Below are 5194 nucleotides of genomic sequence, written 5' to 3'. Positions count from 1 at the left end.
CATCGGCGATCACCGGTGCCTCGCGGCGGTCGCCACCCGGTCCGGCTTCGCCGAGGGGGCGAAGCTGCTGGCGGGCGGTGCGGGAGACCGCGAGGTGCGGGAGCTTCTCCTGATCGGCAAAGCGCGGCGCCCTGGACGCTGGCCGCGGTCGAGGAGGCGATCCGGAGCAGTTGGGCCGCCGACACCTGCTCCCCGGACGATGCGGCACGCGCGCCGTGGACACCGCAGAACCCGGCCTGGGGGCACTGCGACATCACCGCGCTGGTGGTGCATGACCTGCTGGGCGGGCAGCTGGTCGTCGGTGAGGTGTATCTGGGCGAGGAGCAGCACGGCCACCACTGGTGGAATCGGCTTCCGAGCGGCATCGAGCTCGACCTGACCCAGGACCAGTTCAGGCGCGGGCAGGTGGTGACGGGGCGGCGCCTGGTGGAGCGGCCCCCCGGGCGGCTGCCGCACCACTGGGAGGAGTATCTGCTGCTGCGGGGCCGGGTCGGCGCGAAGCTCCCGGGGCTCGGGGGCGTCCCGGAGGAGTCGGAGGAGGGGATGGAGGGGTAGGGCCGACGAGCCGGGTAGCGGCGGGCGCAGGGTCAGCGGGCGATCATGATGACGGCCGCGGTGGTGCCCACGGTGATGATCGTGCCGCGCAGTACGGTCGGTGAGAGGCGGCGGCCGACGCGGGCGCCCAGCAGCCCACCGACCGTGGAGCCCGCGGCGATGGTCGCGGCCACCGCCCAGTCGACGTGGGAGACCGCGATGAAGATGATCGCCGCGACCCCGTTGACGATCGAGGCGAGTACGTTCTTGACCGCGTTCAGGCGTTGCAGGTCGTCATGGAGAAAGCTGCCGAAGAGGCCCATGAGCAGGACGCCCTGTGCGGCGCCGAAGTAGCCGCCGTAGACGCCGGTGGCCAGGACGCCGATCCACATGGGCACCCCGCCGTCCGTCCGCCGATCGCCCTGCCGCTGCTTGGCCCAGCGGTTGATCCGCGGTTGCAGCACCATCAGCGCGCAGGCGGCGAGGATCAGTACGGGTACCGCGGCGTCGAAGGTCTCGGCGGGCAGCTTGAGCAGGAGCAGCGCCCCGGTCAGCCCGCCGATCAGCGAGGCGGAGCCGAACCGCAGCACTCGCTTCAGCTGGCCCCGCAGCTCACGGCGGTAGCCGTAGGCACCGCTCAGCACGCCGGGGACCAGGCCGACGTTGTTCGACACATTGGCGACCACCGGCGGATAGCCGAAGGCGAGGAGGGTGGGGAAGGTGATGAGGGTGCCCGATCCGACGACCGCGTTGATACCGCCGGCGGCGATCCCGGCGGCCCCGATGGCCGCCAACTCCAGTGCTTCCACAGCTCGCCTTCCGCCGTTGTCCTCCGGGGTGTCTGTCCACGGGCGCCCCGGATGATCGTCGGTCACCCCGGAAACCCAAGTCAATCCTTGGGTTTCCTTGCACGCCTCCAAGGGATGGCTGGGGTTCGCCGCCCGGTGCGGCTCGCCCTCCCCTTCTCCGTACCCGGGCCCGTGCCTTCTGTGTCCCAGCTCTGACACCCTCCCCACCTGCGCGTCCTCCGGAAGACGCCGGACATGGGCGCCATCGATAAAGATCGAACGCCCGGGCGGGCCGGATCGTAGGGTTCGGCCATGACAGGCATGACTTCTGAAGACGAGTTCGCCGAGCTGTTCCCGGAGACCCGGCGGGCGCTGCTGCACCGGATCGCCGTGGCCCAGTCCGAGGGCCGCACCCCCTCGCTGGTGGGCGCGGTGGTACGGGACGGGCGCACGGTGTGGACCGGCTCGCGCAGCTGTGTGGACGGGCACGCGCCGGACGACGACACCCAGTTCCGGATCGGCTCGCTGACCAAGACCTTCGTCGCGGTGCTGGTGCTGAGGCTGCGAGACGAGGGGCTGCTGGACCTCACCGATCCGCTGGGCAGGCATCTGCCGGAGCCGGCGGAGGTCGCGGAGGTCACCCTGGCCCAGCTGCTCACCCACACCTCGGGGCTGGCCGCCGAACCGCGCGGCCCCTGGTGGGAGCGGACCGCGGGCGCGCTGCGTCCGGAGCCGGCGGACCTGCTGTCCTCGGACCGTCCGCTGTGTCATCCGGTGGGGCGCCGCTTCCACTACTCCAACACCGGGTTCGCGCTGCTCGGCGCGGTGGTGGAGCGGCTGCGCGGAGCGCCGTGGGGCGAGGTGCTGCGGCGCGAGGTGCTGGAGCCGCTGGGGATGACCCGCACGTCCCTGGAGCCCCGGGCGCCGCACGCCGGCGGTTGGGCGGTGCACCCGTGGGCCGATGCGCTGCTGCCGGAGCCGACGGAGGACTCCGGTCGGATGGCCCCCGCCGGCCAGCTCTGGTCCACCACCGCTGACCTGGGCCGTTGGGCGACCTTCCTGCTGGACGGGGACGACCGGGTGCTCTCCGCGGACACGCTGGCCGAGATGCGGGTCCCCACGGTGACGGCGAAGCCCGAGGACCCGCACAGCCACTGGGGTCTGGGCATCCAGCTCCAGCAGGACGGCGAGCGGATGCTGTTCGGGCACGGGGGATCCATGCCGGGCTTCGTGGCCCAGCTGTGGATCAGCGAGGAGGAGCGGCTGGCCGCGATCGTGCTGTCCAACGCCACATCCGGCCCCGCGGTCGGCGCCACCGCCGCCGACCTGGTGCGGATCACCGCGGAGCGGGAACCGCGGATCCCGGAGCCATGGCGCCCGCTGCCCGATGTCCCGCCGGAGCTGCTGGCGCTGACCGGGCCCTGGTACTGGGGCAGCGCCCCCTTCGTGCTGCGGCTGCGGGCCGACCGCGGTCTGGAACTGGCACGGGTGAACGACCTGTCCCAGGGCGTCCGCTTCCGAGCGGAGGCGGACGGTACCTGGACCGGGCTCGACGGCTACCACGAGGGGGAGACGCTGCGGGTGGTGCCGGGCGCCGAGGGACCGGGCGGCGCGGACACCCATCTGGAGGTGAACACCTTCGTGTTCACCCGGCAGCCGTACGGACTGGACGGCGCGACCGAGGTGGTACCGGGCGGGGTGGACGCGGAGGGCTGGCGCGGGCTCTGACCCCCCCGCTTCCGGTACGGATGGGGGTTAGGGGGTGCGGGTTGAGGGTCGGGGCCGATACCCGGCCCCGACCTCGGCATGGGCCCTGGCTCCGGCCCCGGTCCTGGCCGCGCGCCAGGGCCCGGCCTCGGCCTTGGCTCCGATCCCGGTATCGCCTCGGGCCCGGCCTCGGCTCCGGCCTCGGTCTTGCGCCGGGGCCCGATCCGGCGGCGCGGCCAATCACCCGTTCGGCTCGCGAGAGAAGCGGATTTTTGGGATCCGCTTCTCCGTGCCCCCCTTCCCGGCTAGAATTGGGAGTCCCAACCCGCTTGGATTATGCGGATTTCCCGGCCCGGTTGCGTCCGGCCGGAAGGGTTCCGCCGAGGAGGCCCGTAGGTGACGGCTGAGTGTGAGACGTTGCGCGCGGACGCCAGGCGCAACCGGGCACGGGTGCTGGACGCGGCTCGATCCACCTTCGCCGCCCAGGGTTTGACCGCGCCCCTGGGGGAGATCGCCCGGCGCGCCGGAGTGGGCGCGGGCACCGTCTACCGCCATTTCCCGTCCAAGCGGCTGCTGTTCCGCGCCGTCGTGGAGGATTCGTTTCGCCAATTCACCGAGGAAGCCGTGCGGTTGCGGGATTCGGCGGACGCCGGAGAGGCGTTTTTCGGCTTCCTGGCGGCAGTTGTGGCACGCGCGTGCAGTGACAAGGCCCTTCGGGAGGCCTTCGCGGCGATCGCCGACGGATCCTGGGTGGCCGACTCCCAGCCTGCCGCAGATCTGGCCGCCGCACTCGACGTACTGCTGACGCGCGCTCAGGAGGTGCGGGCCGTACGGACCGACGCCGATCTCGCGGACGTCCGGTCGCTGCTGGTGGGCGCGCTGGCCATGGAGCGGTACCGGGCCTCCTCAGGTGGCCCCGGACGTGCCGTGGTCATCCTCTGCGACGGGCTGCGGCCCCCGGGAAACGGCCCGGCCACGGCACTGCCGCCGCAGCGGGTCACCGTGACGAAACGACGCACCCCACGCCCCGCCAGTAACGGAACTCCACCCGCTTCCCGTAACGAAACGCAGCCCTGGATCTGCGAGGCCTGCGGGAATCCCCTGCGGATCGCCCGTACCGGCCGACCACCCCGCTTCTGCGGCGCCGCCTGCCGGCAGCGGGCGCACCGCGCTCGTGCCCGGCAGGCGGGCTCGGCGGGCGCGCGCCAAACCTGACCCTGCCAGTGGTACGCACGCGGTGCGTACGTACCACCGAGGGCTGGGTGACTCCTTCCCACGGCAGCAGGCTGTTCGACGAACAGACCGCTACCGCAACGGATTCGGAGTCCGGACATGGAACTGCTCCTCGACGACCGGGTGTTCATCGTCACCGGGGCCTCGGCCGGGATCGGCGAGGCGACCGTCCGCCTGCTCGCCGCCGAAGGGGCACGGGCGGTCGGCGTGGCCCGCGACCCCGGCCCGATCGACGGACTGGGCCCGCGGATCGAGGCGTACGCGGCCGACCTGCGCGACCCGGACGCCCCGCGCCGCATCGTGGCGGACACCCTGGCCCGCCACGGGCGTCTCGACGGGCTGGTCGACAACGTCGGCGCGCTGCGCTCCCGCACCGGCTTCCTGGACGTCACCGACGAGGAGTGGAAGGACACCTTCGACCTCAACTTCCATGCCGCGGTGCGGATGACCCGGGCCGCTCTGCCCGCCCTGCTGGAGGCCGGCGCGGGCAGCCTGGTGCACATCGCCAGTGAGGCGGCCCGGTTCCCCGAGGCGCCGCTGGTGGACTACGCCGCGAGCAAGACCGCGCTGCTGTCGGTGAACAAGACGCTGGCCGCCGAGTTCGGGCCGCGCGGGATCCGTTCCAACGTGGTCTCCCCCGGTCCGACGCGCACCGCGCTGTGGGACGCGCCCGGGGGCTTCGCCGAGCAACTGGCCGTACGGTACGGGCTGCCGGTGGAGGAGGCGGTCCGGCGTTTCGTGACAGAAGAGCGCCGGCTGCCCAGCGGTCGCATCGGCGATCCGGAGGACGTGGCCCGGGTCATCGCCTTTCTGCTGTCGCCCCTCTCCGGGCAGGTCACCGGAGCCGAGTGGGCCGTGGACGGCGGAGCGTTGCGCCAGCTCTGACGGCACCGGCCCGTCCCCGGTCCTCTCCTTCCCCCACACCCCGAAAT

The 5194-nt window shown here is 72.7% G+C and carries 5 protein-coding genes; 4 read left to right on the top strand and 1 reads right to left on the bottom strand.

From position 1 onward, the window contains the following. The first annotated feature begins 15 nt into the window (after nucleotides 1-15). Nucleotides 16-555: a YunG family protein gene (locus E4099_RS35295; protein WP_425348282.1), complete on the top strand. Its 540-nt coding sequence runs from the start codon at nucleotides 16-18 to the stop codon at nucleotides 553-555. A gap of 32 nt (nucleotides 556-587) precedes the next feature. On the opposite strand, the gene E4099_RS28730 is transcribed toward E4099_RS35295, so the two are convergent. After that, a complete protein-coding gene (locus tag E4099_RS28730) occupies nucleotides 588-1343 on the bottom strand; it encodes a sulfite exporter TauE/SafE family protein (protein ID WP_135342046.1) in 756 nt (251 codons plus the stop codon). A 300-nt stretch (nucleotides 1344-1643) separates the two neighbouring features. Here E4099_RS28730 and E4099_RS28725 point away from each other — a divergent pair, with 300 nt between their 5' ends. From E4099_RS28725 to E4099_RS28715, 3 genes are all read left to right on the top strand, one after another. Beyond that, nucleotides 1644-3050, top strand: a complete 1407-nt coding sequence (locus E4099_RS28725) for a serine hydrolase domain-containing protein (protein ID WP_209446783.1) — start codon at nucleotides 1644-1646, stop codon at nucleotides 3048-3050. A 375-nt stretch (nucleotides 3051-3425) separates the two neighbouring features. Next, a complete protein-coding gene (locus E4099_RS28720) occupies nucleotides 3426-4244 on the top strand; it encodes a TetR/AcrR family transcriptional regulator (RefSeq protein ID WP_209446782.1) in 819 nt (272 codons plus the stop codon). A 117-nt stretch (nucleotides 4245-4361) separates the two neighbouring features. Further along, nucleotides 4362-5147 (top strand): SDR family NAD(P)-dependent oxidoreductase, encoded by a 786-nt coding sequence (locus tag E4099_RS28715; RefSeq protein ID WP_135342044.1) that lies wholly within the window; start codon nucleotides 4362-4364, stop codon nucleotides 5145-5147. The last annotated feature ends 47 nt before the right edge of the window (nucleotides 5148-5194 follow it).

This window comes from Streptomyces palmae (genome assembly GCF_004684805.1).
In the GTDB taxonomy this organism is placed as follows: Bacteria; Actinomycetota; Actinomycetes; order Streptomycetales; family Streptomycetaceae; genus Streptomyces; species Streptomyces palmae.
The sequence above is the reverse complement of the archived record's forward strand: the minus strand, read 5'-3'. Positions and strand labels throughout refer to the sequence as shown.

Coding starts and splice junctions, on each gene's coding strand:
- E4099_RS28725 (WP_209446783.1), top strand. CDS start 1,644: ATGACTTCTGAAGACGAGTTCGCCGAGCTGTTCCCGGAGACCCGGCGG.
- E4099_RS28715 (WP_135342044.1), top strand. CDS start 4,362: ATGGAACTGCTCCTCGACGACCGGGTGTTCATCGTCACCGGGGCCTCG.